The following is a 19,536-nucleotide window of genomic DNA, read 5'->3' as shown; positions in this document are numbered from 1 at the left end:
GCATCCAGAGAGCGTCGCGACCTTCTAGATTGCCGGGTCAAGCCCGGCAATGACAAATAGGGGCGAGACCACGAAGGCCGCCCGATGACCATCCGCCCCCGCCGTTCGCTGCTCTACGTCCCCGGCTCCAACCCCCGCGCGCTGGACAAGGCGCGCACGCTGGACGCCGACGGGCTGATCCTGGACCTGGAGGATGCGGTTGCGCCGGACGCCAAGATGGCGGCGCGCGAGCGGGTGGTGGCCGCCGTCCGGGCCGGCGGCTGGGGGCCGCGCGAGGTGCTGGTCCGCGCCAACGCCGCCGACACACCCTGGGGCGCCGACGACCTGGCCGCGCTGGCCGGCAGCGGCGCCGACGGCGTCGTGCTGTCCAAGGTCGAGCGGCCGGAGACGGTGAAGGCGGCCGAGGCCGCCCTGACCGCAGCCGGCGCGCCGAAGGACCTGATGCTGTGGTGCATGATCGAGACGCCGCTCGGCGTGCTCAACGCCGCCACCGTCGCCGGGTCCTCCGCCCGCCTGGCCGGGCTGATCCTCGGCACCTCGGACCTGGCCAAGGATCTGCGGGCGGCGCATGAGCCGGGGCGGCAGCCGCTGCTGACCGCGCTGGGCCTGTGCCTGCTGGCCGGCCGCGCTTACGGCCTGGCGGTGATCGACGGGGTCCATCTCGACCTCGAGGACGAGGCCGGCTTCGCCGAATCGTGCCGCCAGGGCGCGGCGCTGGGCTTCGACGGCAAGTCGCTGATCCACCCGAAGACCCTCGCCGCCGCCAACGCCGCCTTCGCCCCGAGCATGGAGGCGGTGGAAACCGCGCTGCGCGTGATCGCCGCCCATGCCGCGGCCCTGGCCGCCGGCCAGGGCGTCACCATCGTCGACGGCCGGCTGGTCGAGGCGCTGCATGTCAGCGATGCGGAGCGGGTGGTGGCGATGCACCGCGCCATCGCCGAACGCAGCGGCACATAGCGGTTCCGGCCCATGAGAGTTCAGTTGCGAATGGCTCGCATCTGCTTGAAACTATTGGCCTGTTCGTTGACTTGCTGCAGTGCGGCGCGTAAGTCACTCCCCGACCCGTTCAGGCTCGATCGCGACCCGCGCCTGATGTCCATTGCGCATCGGAGTAAATCCGCATGTCCGCCTCCGAGGCAGTTCCTCAGAAACGGCCGAGGCCACTTTCGCCCCATCTGCAGATCTACCGCTGGCAGATCAGCATGGTCACGTCGATCTTGCACCGCGGCACCGGCATCGCCCTGTCCGTCGGCACCCTGCTGCTGGCCTGGTGGGTGATCGCGGCGGCCGCCGGCCCCGAGGCCTTCGCGGCGGCGCAGTGGTTCATCGGCTCCTGGCTCGGCCTGCTGATGCTGTTCGGCTGGACGGCGGCGCTATTCTACCATCTCTGCGCCGGCATCCGGCACCTGGCCTGGGACGCCGGCTGGGGCTACGACCTGCCGACCATGCACAAGACCGGCTATGCCGTGCTGATCGCCACAGCGGTGCTGACCGTGCTGGCCTGGATCATCGGCCTGGTGGTGTGGTGATGACGACCAAGAACACCTCGCTGCGCACCCCGCTGGCCCATGCCCGCGGCCTCGGCTCCGCCAAGTCCGGCTTCGCCCATTGGCGCGGCCTGCGCGTCACCGCGCTGGCGCTGATCCCGCTGACCATCTGGTTCGTGATCGCGGTGATCGCCCATCTGGGATCGCCGCTGCCGGAGGTCCGGGCCTGGCTGGCCCATCCGGTCAACGCCGCCCTGTTCATCCTGTTCATCGCCATCGGCCTGCATCACGCGGCCAATGGCCTGACCGAGGTCTATGAGGACTACGTCCACGGCCACCACACCAAGCTGATCGCCGACCTGGCGACCAAGGGCCTGGCCGTGTTCCTGGGGGCGGCGATGACCGTCTCCGTCCTCAAGATCGCCATCTCGGGGTAACCCCATGCCTGCGTCCTATACCTTCATCGATCATTTCTATGACGTGGTCGTGGTGGGCGGCGGCGGCGCCGGCCTGCGCGCCACCTTCGGCATGGCCGAGAAGGGGCTGAAGACCGCCTGCATCACCAAGGTCTTCCCGACCCGCAGCCACACCGTCGCCGCCCAGGGCGGCGTCTCCGCCGCGCTCGGCAACATGGGGCCGGACGACTGGCGCTGGCACATGTACGACACCATCAAGGGCTCTGACTGGCTCGGCGACCAGGATGCGATCGAGTACATGTGCCGCGAGGCGATCCCGGCGATCATCGAGCTCGAGCATTACGGCATGCCCTTCAGCCGCACGGCCGAGGGCAAGATCTACCAGCGCGCCTTCGGCGGCATGACCACCGAATTCGGCAAGGGCCGCGCCTACCGCACCTGCGCCGCGGCCGACCGCACCGGCCACGCCATGCTGCACACGCTGTACCAGCAGGCGCTGAAGCACGAGGCGGAATTCTTCGTCGAGTACTTCGCCATCGACCTGATCATGGACGAGGAAGGCGCCTGCCGCGGCGTCGTCGCCTGGGACCTGGACGACGGCACCATCCACCGCTTCTTCGGCCACCAGACGGTGCTGGCGACCGGCGGCTACGGCCGCGCCTATTTCTCCTGCACCTCGGCCCACACCTGCACCGGCGACGGCGGCGCCATGGCGGCGCGGGCCGGCCTGCCGCTGCAGGACATGGAGTTCGTGCAGTTCCACCCGACCGGCATCTACGGCGCCGGCTGCCTGATCACCGAGGGCGTGCGCGGCGAGGGCGGGTACCTGACCAATTCCGAGGGCGAGCGCTTCATGGAGCGCTACGCCCCCTCGGCCAAAGACCTGGCGTCGCGCGACGTGGTCAGCCGGTCGATGACGATCGAGATCCGCGAGGGCCGCGGCGTCGGCCCGAACAAGGATCACATCCACCTGCATGTCGAGCATCTCGACGCCGACATCATCCACCACCGCCTGCCCGGCATCGCCGAGAGCGCCAAGATCTTCGCCGGCGTCGACGTGACCAAGGAGCCGATCCCGGTCCTGCCGACGGTGCACTACAACATGGGCGGCGTGCCGACCAACGTGCATTGCGAGGTGGTCAACCCGACCGCCGCCGACCCGAACCGCGTGGTGCCGGGGCTGATGGCGATCGGCGAGGCCGCCTGCGTCTCGGTGCACGGCGCCAACCGGCTGGGCTCGAACTCGCTGCTCGACCTGGTGGTGTTCGGCCGTGCCGCCGCGATCCGCTGCGCCGAGCTGATCAAGCCCGGCCAGACCCACAAGCCGGTGCCGGCCGATGCCGGCCAGTTCGCGCTGAACCGGCTGGACCGCGTGCGCCATGGCAAGCAGGAGGTCCGCACCGCCGACCTGCGGCTGGAGATGCAGCGGACGATGCAGAACGACGCCGCCGTCTTCCGCACCGGCCAGACCCTGGCCGAGGGCTGCGAGAAGATGGACGTCACCTGGGACAAGCAGCAGGGCCTGGGCGTCGACGACAAGTCGCTGATCTGGAACTCGGACCTGGTGGAGACGCTGGAGCTCGAGAACCTGATGATCAACGCCGTGACCACCATTCGCTCCGGCGTCAACCGCGAGGAGAGCCGCGGCGCCCATGCCCGCGAGGACTTCCCGGACCGCAACGACGTCGACTGGATGAAGCACAGCGTCGTCTGGATCGACGAGGCCGGCAAGACCCGCATCGACTACCGCCCGGTCCATCTCCAGCCGATGACCAACGAAGTCCAGAGCTTCCCGCCGAAGGCGCGGGTGTACTGACGGAGGATAAGAAAGCCAGCCTGCTCAACGCTATCGACTCTGGAGTTCGTCTCTCTTGATCGTCATCCCCGCGAACGCGGGGATCTCCTCGGGACCGCGGATGGACAAGTCCTTCTTCGTCTACATCATGGCGAGCCGGAAGGATGGTGTGCTCTACACCGGCGTCACATCCAACCTCCCCAAGCGGGCCTGGGAGCATCGGAACAAGATCGTTCCAGGGTTTACCGCACACTACGGCGTCGGACGCTTGGTCTGGATCGAACGGCACGAGAATGCCGAGTCCGCCATCCGGCGGGAGAGGCAGATCAAGAAGTGGCGAAGAGCATGGAAGGTGGAGTTGATCGAGACGGACAATCCGGCCTGGGCCGATCTGTTCGACTCGCTGAGCGAGTAGGTGAGAGATCCCCGCTTTCGCGGGGATGACGAGGTTGGTTAGGGGCTGGCGCCGCGAAGGCGGTCCGGCGCCGAAACAAGGTCGAGCGCGACCCGAGGACGACATGGCCGAATTCACCCTGCCCCGCAATTCCAAGGTCCAGCCCGGCAAGACCGTGCGGGTTCCCGGCGAGATCAAGAAGCCGCGAACCTTCAAGATCTATCGCTGGGACCCGGACACCGGCGAGAATCCGCGGCTCGACACCTATGAGATCGACCTGGCGCGCTGCGGGCCGATGGTCCTGGACGCCATCATCCACATCAAGAACGACATCGACTCGACCCTGACCTTCCGGCGCTCCTGCCGCGAGGGTATCTGCGGGTCCTGCGCGATGAACATCGACGGCACCAACACCCTGGCCTGCCTCAAGCCGATCGAGGAGGTGCAGGGCGACGTCAAGATCTACCCGCTGCCGCACATGCCGGTGGTGAAGGACCTGGTGCCGGAGCTGACCCACATCTACGCGCAATACGCGTCGATCAAGCCCTGGCTGCAGGCCGAGAGCCCGCCGCCGCCCGACCGCGAGCGCCGGCAGAGCCCGGAGGAGCGCGAGAAGCTGGACGGCCTGTACGAGTGCATCCTGTGCTTCTGCTGCACCACCAGCTGCCCGAGCTACTGGTGGAACGGCGACAAGTACCTGGGCCCCGCGGTGCTGCTGCAGGCCTATCGCTGGATCGCCGACAGCCGGGACGAGATGACCGGCGAGCGGCTGGACGCGCTGGAGGACCCGTTCCGCCTCTACCGCTGCCACACCATCATGAACTGCACCAAGACCTGCCCGAAGGGCCTCAATCCCGCCAAGGCGATCGGCGAGATCAAGAAGCTGATGCTCGAACGCGCCGGCTGACCTGCGTCACCCCGCAGTAAAACGTCACAAAAAAGCGCTGGTGACCCCGGCGCTTTTTTTTTATCAACCGCCCAGTGACCCACGGTCTGCCCACCTCACGGAGCGATCCTGCACGCAACACACTCGAGGAGTGTCCTTCTAAATGGCGAAACCCGCGCGCACACCCTTCACCGGCCGCATCCTCATGGTCGGTTTCGGCTCGATCGGCCAGGGCGTGCTGCCGCTGCTGCTGCGGCACCTGACCCTGACCTCCGACCGCGTCACCATCGTGACGGCGGAGACGAGAGGCCAGAAGGAGGCGGAACTGTACGGCGTCCGCTTCATCCATGAACCGGTGACACGCAGCAATTATCGGACACTGCTCGAACCGCTGCTCGGCCCGGGCGACGCCCTGGTCAACCTTTCGGTCGACGTCTCCTCGGTGGCGCTGATCGAGCTGGCGCGGGAGCGCGGGGCGCTTTACATCGACACCTGCATCGAGCCCTGGCTTGGCGGCTACACCGACCCCAATCTCGGCCCGGCCGACCGGTCGAACTACGCGCTGCGCGAGGCGGCGCTGGCGCTCGGCCGCAACCCCGGCGCGCCGACCGCTGTGCTGACCCATGGCGCCAACCCTGGCCTGGTCTCGCATTTCGTCAAGCGCGCGCTGCTCGACATCGCCACCGCGACCGGCTTCGAGCCGCCGGTGCCGGCCGACCGCGCCGGCTGGGCCGGCCTGGCCAAAACGCTGGGCGTGAAGGTGATCCATGTCGCCGAGCGCGACACCCAGGTCGCCCGCTTCCCGAAGAAGCCGGGCGAGTTCGTCAACACCTGGTCGATCGACGGCTTCGTCGGCGAGGGCTGCCAGCCGGCCGAGCTGGGCTGGGGCAGCCATGAGCGCCACTTCCCGGCCGACGGCAACCGCCACGTCGCCGGGTCGCAGGCGGCGATCTGGCTGGCCCGCCCCGGCGCCGCCACCAGGGTGCGCACCTGGACCCCGCTGGCCGGGCCGATCCACGGCTTCCTGATCACCCACAACGAGGCGATCTCGCTGGCCGACTACCTGACCGTCGGCTCCGGCGCCCAGCCAGAATACCGGCCGACCGTGCACTACGCCTACCACCCATCCGACGACGCGGTGCTGTCGGTGCACGAATTCGCCGGCCGCAACTACGAGCTGCAGCCGAACAAGCGGCTGATGATGGACGAGATCACCGAGGGCATGGACGAGCTCGGCGTGCTGCTGGCCGGCCATGCCAAGGGCGCCTACTGGTACGGCTCGCGCCTGACCATCGGCGAGGCGCGCGAGCTGGCGCCGCACAACAACGCCACCAGCCTGCAGGTGACGGCGGCGGTGCTGGGCGGGCTGGTCTGGGCGATCGAGAACCCGGACCGCGGGCTGGTCGAGCCCGAGGAGATGGACCACGAGCGGGTGCTTGAGGTGGCTCGCCCCTATCTCGGCGAGCTGGCCGGCGCCTTCACCGACTGGAATCCGCTGCAGGGCCGCGGCCAGCTGTTCGCCGAGGACATCGATCCCGAGGACCCCTGGCAGTTCCAGAACATCCGGGTGGTGTGACCGGCTTCCGCCCGGTCGCCGACCTGTCCCGCGAGGAGCGGGCGCGGGTCGGCGCCCTGGTGGTCGGACATCCGGTGTTCGCCCTCTATTGGGACGCAGCGCTGGACGCCGCCGCCGCGGACGACCGCAGCCGATCGGTGCTGCTGGAGCCGGAGGGCGCCGTCCTCGGCATCGCCTTCGACGGGCTGTCGGCCTACACGCCGGTCGGCGCGGTCGGCGACGCAGCCCTCCTGTCCTTGCCGGCTGATCCGCGGCCGCTGGAGCTGCATCTGACGCCGGACCAGGCGGAGCGGCTGCGGCCTGCCTGCCTTGACAGGCTGGCGCTGGAGGACGGTCTGCGCTTTTACGCCCGCCTCCTCGCCGACCTCCCGGAGCCCAATCCCGCCTGCCGCCGGATGGGACCGGCCGAGCTGCAGCCGCTACGCCGCTTCTACGCCGCGCATTACCCGGCGACGGTGTTCTCCGCCTGGATGCTGGACCTGCCCTTCGTCGCGATCGTCGAGGACGACCGCCCGGTCGCCGCCGGCGGCGTCCTCGCCCGCGCCGGAAGCCGGGCGATGATCGGCAATTTCCTGGTCGACCCCGCCCGCCGTGGCGAGGGCCTGGCCGGGCATGTGCTGGCTGGCCTGCTGGCGGTGTTGCGGGCCGAGGGCGTGACCACGGCGCTGCTGGCCACCAACGACCTCAACCCGGCGGCCTGCCGGGTCTATGAGCGCGCCGGCTTCACCCTGGTCGAGCGCCGCGTGCAGCTGGACCTGCACGCAGCCTGACGCGCCGCAGGGTCAGGCCAGGGATGCGCCGCCCGGTCTGGCGTTTCGGTGGGGCTTGGGTTAAGCACGCTCGCCATGCCCGATGTTGCAGCGCAAGACGACGAACCGCTTGCCCTCTACCGCCGCCGGATCGCCGAGGGCGCGCTGCGGCCCGACCCCGCCCAGGCGGCGGCGGTTGAAAAGCTGCAGCGGCTGCACCGGCAGCTGCGCAGCTATATCCCGCCCGAACCCGAGAACGGCAACGGCCTCTTGTCCCGCCTCGGCTTCGGCAAGAAGAAGCCGGCCGCCGACCCGCCGCGCGGCCTGTATTTCTGGGGCGGCGTCGGGCGCGGCAAGTCCATGCTGATGGACCTGTTCTTCGAGACCACGCCGGTGCCGCGCAAGCGCCGGGTGCATTTCAACGCCTTCATGCTCGAGGTGCATCAGCGCATCCATGGATGGCGCCAGTCCGGCGCCGCGGCCGAAGGCGCGAACGGCAATGGCGGGGCCGACCCGATCCCGCCGCTGGCCCGCCGCATCGCCGCCGAGGCGTGGCTGCTGTGCTTTGACGAGTTCCATGTCGTGGACATCGCTGACGCCATGATCCTGGGCCGGCTGTTCCAAGCGCTGTTCGGCCTGGGCGTGATCGTGGTCGCGACCTCGAACTGGCCGCCGGACGAGCTGTACAAGGACGGGCTGCAGCGCGACCGCTTCCTGCCCTTCATCGCCATGATCAAGAAGAAGCTGGAGGTGGTGCAACTGGATGGCGGCCGGGACTACCGGCTCGACCGTTTGCACGGCCGGCCGGTCTACCATTCGCCGCTGGGTGGCACGGCACACAAGGCGCTGACTGATCTGTTCGCCGACCTGACCGATGGCGCCGAGGGCGCCTCCGTCACCCTCTCCGTCCCCGGCGCCCGCATGCTGGAGGTGCCGCGCGCCGCCCGGGGCGTGGCCTGGTGCGACTTCGACGCGCTGTGCGCCCGGCCGCTCGGCGCCGCCGACTACCTGACCCTGGCCGACGCCTTCCACACCGTGATCATCGAGGGCGTGCCGCGCTTCACCGAGGCCAAGCGCCACGAGATGAAGCGCTTCATCGTGCTGATCGACAGCCTGTACGAGGCCCGCCGCCGGGTGGTGATCGCGGCCGAGGTGCCGGTCACCCAGCTCTATGCCGGCGACAGCCAGGCGCTGGAATTCGCCCGCACCGAGAGCCGGCTGATGGAGATGCAGTCGGCCGAGTATGTCGAGGCGAAGAAGGCGGCCTAGCGACCGCCTGCCTCCCACCCTGGATCTCAGGCCGGCTCGACCGCCGGGAAATCGGTGCTGCGGGTCACCTCTTCCCAGCGGTTCATCTCTTCGATCAGCGCATCGAGCTTGGTCTGGGCGCGCCGCAGGGCATCGCTTCCCAGCAGCAGGTGGAGCGGCGGATTGTCCGCGCGGACGGCCGCGAGGATGGCCTGCGCCGCCCGGTCGGGATCGCCGAGCTGCTTCCCGGCCATGGTGTCGAACGCGGCCGCGCTGCGCCCGACGCTCGCCGCATAGGCCGCATCCTCCGCCTCGCTCCGGCGGATCGAATGGGTCGACAGGAAGTCGGTCCGGAAGGCGCCCGGCGCCACCGCGGTGACCTTGATGCCGAGAGGCTCGACCTCCTGCGCCAGGCCCACGCTCAGCCCCTCCAGGGCATGCTTCGCCGCCGCGTAGAGGCTGGAGCCGGGACCGGGCGCCCGGCCCGCGATCGAGGTGATGTTGACGATATGGCCCGAGCCCTGGGCCCGCAGACGAGGCAGCGCCGCGCGGATGATGCGAAACGGCGCGAACACGTCGACATCGAACAGCCGGGCCACGTCGGCGTCGCCCGCCTTCTCGACGGCGCCGAGCAGGCCATAGCCCGCATTGTTGACGATCACATCGACGCGGCCCGCCAGGGCAAAGGCCCGTTCGACAGCCGCTTCCGCCGCCGCGCCGTCGGCGAGGTCGACGGTCAGGACGTGCAGCGTGCCCGGCCCGGCCGGCAGGTCGGATCCGCCGTTTCTGACAGTGCCGATGACGGTGTCCCCGTCCGCCAGCGCCGCCTTGGCCAGCGCCAGCCCGAGGCCGCGCGAAATGCCGGTGATGAACCAGGTCTTCATGGAACGTCTCCTTTTTGCGACCCCCGAGATACGCCCGGCCACCAGCCTTCAGAATACATGCCATTCTGACAGCGCTTGTAAGCTGTCCTTAAAAGAGGTTCATTGGGCCATGGATTCCCTGTTGTCGGGCAGCGACTACAACCAGCTGCGGGCCTTCGTCGCCGTCGGCGATCTGCTGAGCTTCAGCCGGGCGGCGGAGATGCTCGGCGTCTCGCCCTCGGCCCTGAGCCAGATGGTGCGCGGCTTCGAGGAGCGCGTCGGGGTGCGGCTGCTCAACCGGACCACGCGCAGCGTGGCGCTGACCGATGCCGGCGAAAACCTGCTGCGCCGGGTACGGCCGGTGGTGTCGGAGCTGAGCCAGGCGATCGGCCAGGTGCGGCGCTATCGCGAGCGCCCGGCCGGCACGGTGCGCATCCACGCCTTCCGCTCGGCCGCGGAGGCCTTCATCCAGCCGATCCTGGCCGCCTTCGCCCGATCCTATCCGGACGTCGTGCTCGACATCACCCTCGACGACGAGGTGACCGACATCGTCGCCGGCGGCTTCGATGCCGCGATCCGCATCGGCGAGGTGATCGAGCGGGACATGGTCGCGGTCCGCCTGGGCCCCGCGATGCGCCAGGTCGCGGTGGCGTCCCCCGCCTATCTGGCCGCCCATGGCGGGCCGGAGCATCCGCGCGACCTGGTGCATCATCGCTGCATCCGCTGGCGCTGGCCGGGGCGCTCCACGCCCTATGCCTGGGAGTTCTTCGAGGACGGCGGCTGGTTTTCGGTCGCGGTCGACGGCCCCCTGATCGTCAACGACAAGGAGATGGCACGGCGCGCGGCCCTGCAGGGAATCGGCATCGCCTTTCCGGTCGAGCAGACCGTGGCCGACGACATTGCCGCGGGCCGGCTGGTGCCGATGCTGGAACGCTGGTCCGCGACGTTCCCCGGGCTGTTCCTGTGCTATCCGCAGCAGCGCCAGATGGCTCCCGCCCTGCGCGCGTTCATCGATGCGGTGAAAGCCGCGGCTGCCGGAACCGTCCTGTCAGCGACCGTGCCGGAGCCCTGACCGCGGCGATGATGCCGCGGCGCGGGTGGGCGCGATCGGGGACCGACGGTGCAGCCCTGCTCAGGCCTTCATCGTCACCAGGCGCTCGAAGGCGGCCAAGGTCTCGGCGCTGACATGGTGCTCGATGCCCTCGGCATCGATCTCCGCCACCTCGTCGCTGACTCCGATCGACTTCAGGAACTCGACCACGATGCGGTGGCGCCGGCGGCAGGAATCGGCCATCTCCCGCCCGGCATCGGTCAGGAAGATCGAGCGGTAGGGCCGCGCGCTGACCAGCCCCTCGCGCTGCAGCCGGGCGATGGTCTTGTTCACCGTGGCATGGGCCACGCCGAATCGCTCCGCCAGCTCGACGATCCGCGCCTCGCCCTGGCTGTCGATCAGCTCGGCGATCATCTCGACATAGTCTTCCGCCGTCTCGGTCTGCCGGGCCTGGCGCACCCGGCTGAACCCCGCGGCCTGGAGCCCGGTGTCGGTCGGGCGATCCTGTTCCGTCATCTCGTCTGTCCTCGGAGCCGGAAACGTTCCGGCGCCATTGCTGAATCGGGACCGCGGTGCTTGCGGTCGTGGTGCTTGCGGTCCCTGGGGCCGGCGCGGTTGCGGCGCATCATACCGGCAGATCGGAAAATGACAAGGTGATGACGCTTGCCAAGAATGTAGCCATGGCTACATTGTACAGGAGAAGGGGAAATCGATCGAACAACGATCCGGCCGCTGCACGGCAGCGGAGAGGAACGAGCGCGCATGATGAGAAGCGACATCGCCATCCAGGAGATCGCCCAGCAGGGCAGCGCCGCCGGCTCCGGCTGGCGCACCGAGCCCACGGCCCCGAGCCTGCCCGAGGTGCATCGAACCATTGCGGTGCCGAAGGGCGTCGGCTGGCTGCGCAAGCTGTTCGCCTTCGTCGGCCCGGGCTACATCGTCGCCGTCGGCTACATGGACCCGGGCAACTGGGCGACCGACCTGGCCGGCGGCTCGGCCTTCGGCTACACGCTGCTCTCCGTCATCCTGCTGTCGAACGTGATGGCGATCCTGCTGCAGGCGCTGTCCGCCAAGCTGGGCATCGTCACCGGGCGCGACCTGGCCCAGGCCTGCCGCGACCATTATCCGCGGCCGGTCGCCCTGGCGCTGTGGTTCCTGTGCGAGGTGGCGATCGTCGCCTGCGACCTGGCCGAGGTGATCGGCACCGCGATCGCGCTGCAGCTCTTGTTCGGCATCCCGCTGCTGTGGGGCGTGGTGCTGACCGCGCTCGATGTCATGGTGGTGCTGTACCTGCAGAACCGCGGTTTCCGGCATCTCGAGGCCTTCATCATCGGCCTGATGCTGATCATCGCCGGCTGCTTCCTGGTCGAGCTGATCCTGGCCCAGCCGGCGATCGCCGAGATCGCCCGCGGCTTCCTGCCCTCGCCCGAGATCGTCACCAACCCGGAGATGCTGTACATCGCCATCGGCATCATCGGGGCGACGGTGATGCCGCATAACCTGTATCTGCACTCATCGATCGTGCAGACCCGGGCCTATGACCGCACCGAGACCGGCAAACGCGAGGCGATCCGCTACGCCACCATCGATTCGACCGTGGCGCTGATGTTCGCCCTGTTCATCAACGCCGCGATCCTGATCCTGGCCGCCGCCGCCTTCCACACCACCGGCCGGACCGAGGTGGCCGAGATCCAGGACGCCTACCAGCTGCTGGCGCCGGTTCTGGGCGTCGGCATCGCCAGCACTCTGTTCGCAGTGGCGCTGCTGGCCTCCGGCCAGAACTCGACCCTCACGGCCACCCTGGCCGGGCAGATCGTGATGGAGGGCTTCCTCTCGATCCGGCTGAGGCCCTGGCTGCGGCGGCTGATCACCCGCGGCATCGCCATCGTGCCGACGGTGATCGTCACCGCGATGTATGGCGAGAGCGGCACCGCCCATCTGCTGGTGCTGAGCCAGGTGGTGCTGAGCCTGCAGCTGCCCTTCGCCGTGGTGCCGCTGGTCGCCTTCACCAGCGACCGCGCCAAGATGGGCGCCTTCGCCAACCCGGCCTGGCTGAAATGGACGGCCTGGCTGGTCTCGGCGGTGATCATCGTACTGAACGTCAAGCTGCTGTTCGACTGGGTCACCGGGGCGTAACCGACAGCCGCGCCAGGGCCTGGTCGAGCCCCTCAGGCAGGGTCAGGCCGAACACGCCGGCCAGCACGGATCTCACCTCCGCGGCGTCGGCGAGCGTTCGCCGCTCGGTGCCGCCGTCCAGCCGGTGTATGGCGTAGTCCGCATTGCGCAGGGCGTGGCGGCTGCCGGGCTGCGGCCGGGCGGCGATCAGGCCGGTGACGAAATGCGAGCCGGGATGGGTGGCGAGATACCAGTTGGACGCCTCGTAATCGACCGGCCACTGCTCCTGCAGGTCGAAGCGGTACAGCGACCGCCACTCCTCCCCCGCCTTGGCCTGCAGCTTCAGGTCGCGGTCGACCGGCAGCAGCCGGAACGGCTCGTGCGGGGTCGGCTGCTCGATGCCGGGCTCGAGGTGCAGCACGCCGGTCAGGGTCTGACCGCCGAAGCCGACATCGACGATCCGCGGGCCGTCGGCGAGATCGACCCGCAGCAGCATGTGGCTGCGCGGGCTGACGTGATCCTCAGGCTGGCCCCACAGCACCCGCGCGGTATAGGCGGTCACGCGGAAGCCGATCGCCAGCAGCGCCTGGCGCAGCAGCAGGTTCTGCTCGAAGCAGTAGCCGCCGCGGCCGCCCTGCACCAGCTTGCGCTGCAGCGAAGCGGGGTCGAGCAATGGCGGCCGGCCCAGGAACGGGTCGAGATTCTCGAACGGGATGGTGCAGGCGTGGCGGAACACCAGCGCCTGCAGCGTCGCCAGATCCGGCGCCACCGGCCGGTCATGGCCGATGCGGCGCAGATAGGCGTCGAGATCGAAGCTGTTGGTCATGGCGGCCCTCCCCCTCTCCGCAGCGCGGAGGGAGGAGAGCCTAACCCGATGTCGTCAGATGACGAAGTCGATGCCGGGCGGCACCGGGATCGAGTGATCCATGGTGAGGGCGGGCAGCGGTTCCGAACACGAGCCGATGATGCGGGCGGGGACGCCCACCGCGGTCCGGTGCGGCGGCACGGCGGTCAGCACCACGCTGCCGGCACCGATCTTGGCGCCTTCGCCGATCTCGATGTTGCCGAGGATCTTGGCACCGGCACCGATCAGCACGCCGTCACGCACCTTCGGATGGCGGTCGCCGCTTTCCTTGCCGGTGCCGCCGAGGGTGACGCCGTGCAGGATCGAGACGTCGTTGCCGACCACCGCGGTCTCGCCGATGACGACGCCGGTGCCGTGGTCGATCAGCAGCCCCCAGCCGATCCGGGCGGCGGGATGGATGTCGACCGCGAGGCTCTCCGACACCCGGCTCTGCAGGAAGCTGGCGAGGGCATGGCGCCCCTGGCCGAGCAGCCAGTGGCCGACCCGGTACCATTGCAGCGCGTGGAAGCCCTTGAAGAACAGGAACGGCGTCAGGTGGTTGCGCGCCGCCGGGTCGCGGTCCTTGATGGCGTCGAGGTCGAGCGCGGCGTGGCCGGCGATCGTCGGATCGACGCGCATCGCCTCGGTCGCCAGCGCCAGCAGCCGGTCATGGCAGGCGGTGTCGCATTCCAGCTTGGTCGCCAGCAGGCGCGCGAGCGCGTCGCTGAAATCGGTGGCGCCGAGCACGATGCGTTCGACGACCGGCGCCAGGATCGGCTCCTGCCGCGCCAAGACGGTGGCGGAATCGCGCATCAGCGCGAAGACCTCGGCGTTCCGGTCGAACGCGATCGGGCCGGCAATTTCGGCCTTCCGCGCCAGGGCGGTGTCGGGCATGACCTCTTCCCCTTTGCCGGGCCGGGCGGCGGGGAGCTGCGCCCGGCAACAATGACCTCCGGCAGGAGATAGGACTTCCCCGGCTGCTTGTCATCAGCGGAGATGAATTCTTTAGTACTACATAAATCTTGTGATTAGATTTTTATTTTAACATATAATCGTGTCTTATAACGATGAGCTGCAGCGATCCAGAGCCTGTATGTATGGGAACGCCGGCGCCTCCTTCGAGGCTCGCAATGGCGGGTCGGGATCTCGTACGGTTGATCTGAATGCTGATCCCGGAGAATTGCCAGATGCCCGTTGCCGTCTTCGCTTCGGCCACCGACGACCCCGCCCAGTGGCTGCCGGCGCTGCGCGCGGCGATGCCGGCGCTGGAGGTGCGGGTCTGGCCCGAGATCGGCGGCCCGGCCGAGATCGACTACGCCATCGTCTGGAAGCCGCCGGCCGGGATGCTGGCGGGGCTGCCCAACCTCAAGGTGATCTATTCGCTCGGTGCCGGCATCGACGCCATGCTGCGCGACCCGACCCTGCCGGCCGACGTGCCGCTGGTGCGCATGGTCGATCTCAGCCTGACCGAGGGCATGGTCGAGTTCGTGGCCGAGCAGGTGCTGGCCATCCACCGCCAGGCCCGGACCTACCGCGCCCAGCAGGCGGCGGGGGTGTGGCAGCAGCACGACCAGAGGCTGGCGCGCGACGTCACAATCGGCATCCTCGGCCTCGGCACGCTGGGCGGCGCCACGGCGCGGGCGCTGACGGCGCTGAACTTCCGGGTGGTGGGCTGGAGCCGCACGCCCAAGGCGGTCGAGGGCGTCGAAGGCTTCGCCGGCGCGGCGCAGCTCGACGCCTTCCTGGCGCAATCCGAGATCCTGGTCTGCCTGTTGCCGCTGACGGTGGAGACCGAGAACATCCTCGACCGACGGCTGTTCGCCGCCCTGCCGCGCGGCGCCTGGGTGATCAATGCCGGGCGCGGCCATCACCTGGTCGATGCCGACCTGGTGGCCGCGCTCGATGCCGGCCATCTCGCCGGCGCGGTGCTGGACGTGTTCCGGACCGAGCCGCTGCCGTCCGACCACCCGTTCTGGACCCATCCGAAGGTGGTGCTGACCCCGCATATCGCCGCCAACAACAACGCCAAATATGCGACGCTGCGCCTGGCCGAGCAGATCGCCCGCTTCGAGCGCGGCGAGCCGATGCAGGACGTGGTCGACCGGTCGCGGGGGTATTAGGGTGCGTCATGCGCATCCTCGGACCAGGTCAGCGGCCACACACCGCACGGGACCACGACGCCTGGTTTCGCGCCGAGGTCGAGCAGGGCATGCGCGAGGCCGATGATCCGAGCGTGAAGCGCATCCCGCAGGAGGAGGTCTCGGCGAAGTGGCGCCGGGAGCGCGCCGCGTTGGTGAAGCGGGCCGGCAAGCGAGCGGAATAGAGGGCAAAGAGCTTCGGATTTCCTTTAAGCCCAACCCTCCCCTCCGCCGTCATTCCCGCGAAAGCGGGAATCTCTATCCGGTTGAGACGTGACGAGATCCCCGCTTTCGCGGGGATGACGAAACGGGGTTTTGGCTTTGAGAAGCCGCAGATGGCGGACCTACCGCCCGAACCGCCGCACCGCGACGATGCCCTTGCCTTCGTCCGCCGCCACGCGGGCCGCGACCTCGCGCACCGGGTCGAAGGAGACGCAGGCCGCCCGCACATTGGCGTGGATCAGGGTCTCGCCGTCAACCATCAGGCCGACATGGCCTGGGAAATAGACCAGGTCGCCGCGCCGCAGCCCGACGCTGTCATCCGTCCCCACAAGCGTCGCGGCAGTCTGTACTTGGCGGTAGGTGTCGCGCTCGATCGCATAACCGGCCGCGGCACAGGCGAGCTGGGCCAGGCCGGAGCAGTCGATGCCGAGGCTGGAGCGGCCGCCCCAGAGATAGGGCACGCCGAGGAAGCGCTGCGCCGTCGCCACCACGTCCGGCTCGACCGCGTCGAGCGGCCCCAGCGCCACCTCCGGCAGCCAGCCGCCGGGCTCGCCGGCCTCACGGATCCGGGCATAGCCCTCCTCCCTTTCCACCACCTCGACCGGGCTGCGGAAGCTCAGCGCGCGGACCGGCGGGCGCTTGAAGTCCGGCACCGGATAGAGGAAGGCGCGGAAGGCCAGGACCCGGTGGGTCGGCGCGGCGATCCGGTCGGACAGGCCCGCCGCCTCGACATAGCCGACATAGCCGTCCACCGTGAGCTGGCCCCAGGCCCAGCCGTCCCTGACCTCATAGACCGTGATGGTCTCGCCATGCAGCATCTCGGTCGCCTGGCCGCGCGACGCATCGGGCGCCGCGCGCATCGGCACGATGCCGCGGATGGCCTGGTGCAGCGTGCCGGCGGCGTAGCGCTTCGCCGCATGGAAGCCGCGCAGGCTCTCGGCCGCGAGGTCCGGCCGCCAGGGCACCAGGTTGCGGTCCGGCTCGGTCACGCTGCGGCCCCGATCATGCTGGCCGCCTGGCGCACCAGATCGGCGAAGCCGTCGAGATAGGCCTGGCCGGCCTCGGTCCGCTCGATCAGCACGTTGCGCCGGTCGGCCGCGTCGACGGTGCGGCGGGTCAGGCCGAGTTCACCCAGCCGGTCGAGCGCGCGGGTCACCGCCGGCTTGGAGATCTGCAGGGTCGAGGACAGGCCGCGCACGGTGTGCGGCGCCGGGGTCAGGTAGATGGTGAGCAGGAGCGCGATCTGCCGCGACGACAGGTCGGGCGCCTCGCGCCGGACCGCCGCGGTCAGGGCATGGCGCCACAGCTCCAGCGCCTGAAGCGAGGTCAGGGCGACGGTCATGCCGCACTCGTCCCCGGCGACGGCGATACGGTCGATCGAATCAGCGCCGGCCTCCAAACCGCTCCTCCAGCAGGGCGTAGACGGCCCGCATCGTCATCGCCTCGCCGCCCTTCGGCCGGCCCGGGCGGTCGCTGCCGCTCCAGGCATAGAGGTCGATATGCACCCAGGGCACGCCCGGGGCCACGAAACGCTCGAGGAACAGGGCCGCGGTGATGGCCCCGCCGAAGCGCGTGTCGGGTGCGTTGTTGATGTCGGCAATGCCGGATTTCAGCAGCCGGTTGTAGGGCTGCCACAGCGGCAGGCGCCACAGCGGGTCCTCGACCCGGCGCGACGCCGCGGCCAGCGCATCGGCGGTGGCGTCGTCATTCGAGAACATCGCCGGCACGTCGGTGCCGAGCGCGACCCGGGCGGCGCCGGTCAAAGTGGCGAAGTCGACGATGATCTCCGGCTTCTCGGACGACGCCTCCTCCAGCGCATCGCACAGCACCAGCCGTCCCTCGGCGTCGGTGTTGCCGATCTCGACCGTCAGCCCCTTGCGGCTGCGATAGACGTCCATCGGCCGGAAGGCGTCGCCGGACACCGCGTTCTCGACCGCCGGCACCAGCACGCGCAGCCGCACCGGCAGCTGCGCCATCATCACCATGCGGGCGACGCCGAGGGCATGGGCGGCACCGCCCATGTCCTTCTTCATCAGCAGCATGTTGCCGGAATCCTTGAGGTCGAGGCCGCCCGAATCGAAGACGACCCCCTTGCCGACCAGCGTCACCTTCGGCGCCGACGGGTCGCCCCATTCGATGTCGATCAGCCGCGGCGCCCGGCTGGAGGCGCGGCCGACGGCATGGATCAGCGGATAGTTGCGGCTCAGCAGCTCGTCGCCGGTGATGACGCTGAAGCGGGCGCCGAACTCCTTCGCCAGCGCCTCGGCCGCCGCGGCCAGCTCGGCCGGGCCGAGGTCGTTGGCCGGGGTGTTGACCAGGTCGCGCACCAGCATGGTGGCGCTGGCCGCGCGCTCGACCGCGGCACGGTCGGCCGCCTGCGGCCAGACCAGCTTGGCCGACACCCGCTCCGGCCCCTTGTAGCGGCCGTAGTGGTAGCCGCCGAGCGCCCAGCCGAAAGCAGCGGCGGTGGCGGTCGCCGGCTCGGCCGAATCATCCAGCGTGTAGGTCCCGACCGGCAGCCCGGTCGGCAGCCCGGCGAAGGCCCAGGGGTCGGAGGCGGAGTCGATCCCGACCAGGATCGCATCGACCCGCCCGCCCTCACCCGGCAGCGCCAGGGTGCGGCCGGATTCCGCGGCGAAGCCGTTGGCCTCGGCCCAGGCCCGCTGCGCCGGCGTCGCGGCGGCGCGCCAGCCTTCGAGCGCAGCCTTGCTGAGCGGGATCAGAGAGACGGTCTCTCCCTCGGCGGCATCGACCAGATTCGGCAGCACGGCGCAGGCCTTCTTGCGTTCGGAAACTCGGGGCGGCACACCATGCTCCAGCCCGTTTCCCTTGCCAACCCCCTCAGCCGGACCGGACCGCCATGCGCCTCATCATCGGCAACAAACGCTACTCCTCCTGGTCGCTGCGGCCCTGGCTGGCCCTGGCGCATCACGGCATCGCCTTCGAGGAGATCCTGATCCCGCTCTACCGCGACGGGTCGAAGGAGGCGATCCTGCGCCATTCGCCGAGCGGCAAGGTGCCGACCCTGATCGACGGCGGGACGACGGTCTGGGACAGCCTGGCGGTCCTCGAATATCTGGCCGAGCGCTTCCCGGATCTCGCCCTGTGGCCGCGCGACCCGGCGCGCCGGGCCCTGGCGCGGTCGATCGCGGCGGAGATGCACAGCGGCTTCCACGCCCTGCGCAACGAGCTGCCGATGGACCTGGCGCCGCCGGCCCCCGGCCAAGCCCGCAGCGCTGCGGCCGAGGCCGATATCGCCCGCGTCACGGCGATCTGGCGGCAATGCCGCGAGGCGGCCGGCGCCGAGGGCCCGTTCCTGTTCGGCGCCTTCGGCGCGGCCGACTGCATGTATGCGCCGGTCGTCATCCGCCTCGACCGCTACCAGGTGCCGCTCGACCCCGCCTGCCGGGTCTATGCCGACGCTGTGCTGGACCTGCCGGCGATGCGGCGCTGGGTCGAGGCAGGGATGGCCGAGCCCTGGGTGCTGACCTTTTAGAGTGGATGAGTTTAGGCCAGGCCAGGTCAGGCTGATCGCAGCAAGGCGGTGAGGTGTTGCCTCTCCCGCTTGCGAGACCTTTTCAGAATTCCCCCCGGGATCGTCCGGGACGCTCATGACGAAAGCAAAATGAGCCCCCCTTGCGGGAGGGGGTGGGGGGAGGGGGTTCTCTCCGCTCGATTCGGCCTGGATCCCAGCAAATCTGCCTGTCCGGCAGGTCAGGGCCTTTGCCCATTCGCGCGCGGACGCGCGCAGA

The 19,536-nt window shown here is 69.6% G+C and carries 21 protein-coding genes; 14 read left to right on the top strand and 7 right to left on the bottom strand.

Annotation, left to right across the window (positions count from 1 at the left end; all coding sequences use genetic code 11):
* The first annotated feature begins 84 nt into the window (after positions 1-84).
* The 9 genes from AAHM41_RS30165 to zapE all read left to right on the top strand — a co-directional run bounded on the left by AAHM41_RS30165 (position 85) and on the right by zapE (position 8,572).
* Positions 85-957: an HpcH/HpaI aldolase/citrate lyase family protein gene (locus AAHM41_RS30165; RefSeq protein ID WP_342240326.1), complete on the top strand. Its 873-nt coding sequence runs from the start codon at positions 85-87 to the stop codon at positions 955-957.
* 245 nt (positions 958-1,202) lie between these two features.
* Positions 1,203-1,529 (top strand): succinate dehydrogenase, cytochrome b556 subunit, encoded by a 327-nt coding sequence (gene sdhC, locus AAHM41_RS30160; protein WP_446719497.1) that lies wholly within the window; start codon positions 1,203-1,205, stop codon positions 1,527-1,529.
* Positions 1,529-1,924: a succinate dehydrogenase, hydrophobic membrane anchor protein gene (sdhD, locus tag AAHM41_RS30155; RefSeq protein WP_342240324.1), complete on the top strand. Its 396-nt coding sequence runs from the start codon at positions 1,529-1,531 to the stop codon at positions 1,922-1,924. The genes sdhC and sdhD overlap by 1 nt, the downstream gene beginning before the upstream one ends.
* Before the next feature lie 4 nt (positions 1,925-1,928).
* Entirely contained in the window at positions 1,929-3,719 is a 1,791-nt protein-coding gene (sdhA, locus tag AAHM41_RS30150) for a succinate dehydrogenase flavoprotein subunit (RefSeq protein WP_342240323.1), read from the top strand.
* A 100-nt stretch (positions 3,720-3,819) separates the two neighbouring features.
* Positions 3,820-4,113, top strand: a complete 294-nt coding sequence (locus tag AAHM41_RS30145) for a GIY-YIG nuclease family protein (RefSeq protein ID WP_342240322.1) — start codon at positions 3,820-3,822, stop codon at positions 4,111-4,113.
* A gap of 103 nt (positions 4,114-4,216) precedes the next feature.
* Positions 4,217-4,999, top strand: a complete 783-nt coding sequence (locus tag AAHM41_RS30140; RefSeq protein ID WP_342240321.1) for a succinate dehydrogenase iron-sulfur subunit — start codon at positions 4,217-4,219, stop codon at positions 4,997-4,999.
* A gap of 142 nt (positions 5,000-5,141) precedes the next feature.
* Positions 5,142-6,554: a homospermidine synthase gene (locus tag AAHM41_RS30135; protein ID WP_342240320.1), complete on the top strand. Its 1,413-nt coding sequence runs from the start codon at positions 5,142-5,144 to the stop codon at positions 6,552-6,554.
* Positions 6,551-7,324, top strand: a complete 774-nt coding sequence (locus AAHM41_RS30130; RefSeq protein ID WP_342240319.1) for a GNAT family N-acetyltransferase — start codon at positions 6,551-6,553, stop codon at positions 7,322-7,324. Before AAHM41_RS30135 ends, AAHM41_RS30130 begins: the two co-directional genes overlap by 4 nt.
* Positions 7,325-7,399: 75 nt before the next feature.
* Positions 7,400-8,572, top strand: coding sequence for a cell division protein ZapE (zapE, locus tag AAHM41_RS30125; protein ID WP_342240318.1), 1,173 nt, complete (start codon positions 7,400-7,402; stop codon positions 8,570-8,572).
* A gap of 26 nt (positions 8,573-8,598) precedes the next feature.
* On the opposite strand, the gene AAHM41_RS30120 is transcribed toward zapE, so the two are convergent.
* On the bottom strand, positions 8,599-9,435 hold the full coding sequence (locus AAHM41_RS30120; RefSeq protein WP_342240317.1) for an oxidoreductase: 837 nt from the start codon (positions 9,433-9,435) through the stop codon (positions 8,599-8,601).
* Positions 9,436-9,544: 109 nt separating this feature from the next.
* Between AAHM41_RS30120 and AAHM41_RS30115 the strand changes: the two genes are divergently transcribed.
* Positions 9,545-10,486: a LysR family transcriptional regulator gene (locus tag AAHM41_RS30115; RefSeq protein ID WP_342240316.1), complete on the top strand. Its 942-nt coding sequence runs from the start codon at positions 9,545-9,547 to the stop codon at positions 10,484-10,486.
* A 60-nt stretch (positions 10,487-10,546) separates the two neighbouring features.
* Here AAHM41_RS30115 and mntR read toward each other — a convergent pair whose 3' ends face one another.
* Positions 10,547-10,981: a manganese-binding transcriptional regulator MntR gene (gene mntR / locus AAHM41_RS30110; RefSeq protein WP_342240315.1), complete on the bottom strand. Its 435-nt coding sequence runs from the start codon at positions 10,979-10,981 to the stop codon at positions 10,547-10,549.
* 246 nt (positions 10,982-11,227) lie between these two features.
* Between mntR and AAHM41_RS30105 the strand changes: the two genes are divergently transcribed.
* Entirely contained in the window at positions 11,228-12,601 is a 1,374-nt protein-coding gene (locus tag AAHM41_RS30105) for an Nramp family divalent metal transporter (protein WP_342240314.1), read from the top strand.
* Here the strand turns inward: AAHM41_RS30105 and AAHM41_RS30100 are convergent.
* Together AAHM41_RS30100 and cysE are read right to left on the bottom strand one after the other, a co-directional pair.
* On the bottom strand, positions 12,588-13,406 hold the full coding sequence (locus AAHM41_RS30100) for an arylamine N-acetyltransferase family protein (protein WP_342240313.1): 819 nt from the start codon (positions 13,404-13,406) through the stop codon (positions 12,588-12,590). The genes AAHM41_RS30105 and AAHM41_RS30100 overlap by 14 nt on opposite strands.
* Before the next feature lie 54 nt (positions 13,407-13,460).
* Positions 13,461-14,318, bottom strand: a complete 858-nt coding sequence (gene cysE / locus AAHM41_RS30095) for a serine O-acetyltransferase (RefSeq protein WP_342240312.1) — start codon at positions 14,316-14,318, stop codon at positions 13,461-13,463.
* A 293-nt stretch (positions 14,319-14,611) separates the two neighbouring features.
* On the opposite strand from cysE, the gene AAHM41_RS30090 reads away from it, so the two are divergent.
* Positions 14,612-15,544, top strand: coding sequence for a 2-hydroxyacid dehydrogenase (locus tag AAHM41_RS30090; protein ID WP_342240311.1), 933 nt, complete (start codon positions 14,612-14,614; stop codon positions 15,542-15,544).
* A gap of 8 nt (positions 15,545-15,552) precedes the next feature.
* Positions 15,553-15,747, top strand: coding sequence for a hypothetical protein (locus tag AAHM41_RS30085; protein ID WP_342240310.1), 195 nt, complete (start codon positions 15,553-15,555; stop codon positions 15,745-15,747).
* A gap of 159 nt (positions 15,748-15,906) precedes the next feature.
* Here AAHM41_RS30085 and AAHM41_RS30080 read toward each other — a convergent pair whose 3' ends face one another.
* The 3 genes from AAHM41_RS30080 to AAHM41_RS30070 are packed head-to-tail and all read right to left on the bottom strand — an operon-like array spanning position 15,907 to position 18,552.
* Entirely contained in the window at positions 15,907-16,773 is an 867-nt protein-coding gene (locus AAHM41_RS30080; RefSeq protein WP_342240309.1) for a C40 family peptidase, read from the bottom strand.
* Positions 16,770-17,126 (bottom strand): MarR family winged helix-turn-helix transcriptional regulator, encoded by a 357-nt coding sequence (locus AAHM41_RS30075; RefSeq protein ID WP_342240308.1) that lies wholly within the window; start codon positions 17,124-17,126, stop codon positions 16,770-16,772. Before AAHM41_RS30075 ends, AAHM41_RS30080 begins: the two co-directional genes overlap by 4 nt.
* Before the next feature lie 40 nt (positions 17,127-17,166).
* On the bottom strand, positions 17,167-18,552 hold the full coding sequence (locus AAHM41_RS30070; RefSeq protein ID WP_342240327.1) for a leucyl aminopeptidase family protein: 1,386 nt from the start codon (positions 18,550-18,552) through the stop codon (positions 17,167-17,169).
* A gap of 92 nt (positions 18,553-18,644) precedes the next feature.
* On the opposite strand from AAHM41_RS30070, the gene AAHM41_RS30065 reads away from it, so the two are divergent.
* Entirely contained in the window at positions 18,645-19,280 is a 636-nt protein-coding gene (locus tag AAHM41_RS30065; protein ID WP_342240307.1) for a glutathione S-transferase family protein, read from the top strand.
* Positions 19,281-19,536 lie beyond the last annotated feature (256 nt).

This window comes from Inquilinus sp. OTU3971 (assembly GCF_038440215.1).
Note: the sequence above shows the minus strand (reverse complement) of the source record. Positions and strands in the feature narration are given on the sequence as shown.